Annotated in this window: 1 protein-coding gene; it reads left to right on the forward strand. The window is 74.4% G+C overall.

The annotated features are described in order from the left end of the window. On the forward strand, positions 1 to 925 hold a 925-nt coding region (locus ND748_RS32560; RefSeq protein ID WP_251750098.1), incomplete at its 5' end, for a Gfo/Idh/MocA family protein. Positions 926 to 1,066: the final 141 nt, after the last annotated feature.

Consider the following 1,066-nt stretch of genomic DNA (forward strand, 5'->3'; position numbering starts at 1 on the left):
CTCCGGGGCGGTGCTGCTGCCCGCGTTCCGGGCCGCCGGCTTCGACCAGTTCGTCACGGTCGCCTCCGCCGGCGGCCGCTCGGCGCGGTCGTTCGCCGACCGGCACGGGTTCGCCGGGGCGGTGGCCGGCGCCGACGCCGTCCTCGATGACGACGACATCGACGTTGTCGTCATCGCCACGCCGCACGCCACGCACGCGGGGCTCGCCGCCCGGGCGTTGGAACGGGGGCGGCATGTGTGGTGCGAGAAGCCGCTCGCGCTCAGCTTCGACGAGCTGGAGCGGGTGGAGAAGGCCGCGGCGGCCGGCGGCGGCACGCTCGTCGTCGGCTTCAACCGGCGGTTCTCGCCGGCGGTCGGCGCCGCCCGCGCGGCCCTGGCGGCCCGGACCGGGCCGCTGACCACCGTCTACCGGATCGCGGCCGGCACGGTACCGGCCAGCCACTGGTACAACGACCGGGTCCAGGGGGGTCGCCTGCTCGGCGAGGTGTGCCACTTCGTCGACACCTGCGCGGCGCTCGCCGGCAGCGAGGTCGAGGCCGTCGCGGCACTCGCGGGGCGGGAGGCCGAGCTGCTGCTCGCCCCCGACCTGGCGGTGTCGCTGCGGCACGCCGACGGGTCCCTGTCGACCATCGCCTACAGCTCCGCCCGGCCCCGCGGAGCCCGCAAGGAACAGGTCGAGGCCCTGGCCGGGAGTCGGCACATCCGCATCGACGACTACCGGGAGATCGTCGTCGACGGCCGGTCGGTGTGGAAGGGGCCCCAGGACAAGGGCCACCACGATGCCGCGGCCGCCTTCCTGCGGATGTGCCGTGGCGGTGACGCCGCGGTGACCGCGGAACTGCTCGCGTCGAGCCGGGCCACCCTCGCCGCCGCCGACGCGCTCGGCGTCGAGGCGGTGTGCTCTCTCGGTGCCAGCCGGGCCTGACCGAAACCGATTCTTTGCGACGACGACCGCCGCCGCCGGCCTGTCCCGGCGAAGGAAAGGATGACGACGTGCCGCGTGCGCTGATTACCGGGATTACCGGTCAGGACGGGTTGTATCTGGGTGAGTTGTTGACCGCGAAGG

The sequence above is a fragment of the Frankia sp. AiPs1 genome (genome assembly GCF_023716945.1).
Classification (GTDB): domain Bacteria; phylum Actinomycetota; class Actinomycetes; order Frankiales; family Frankiaceae; genus Frankia.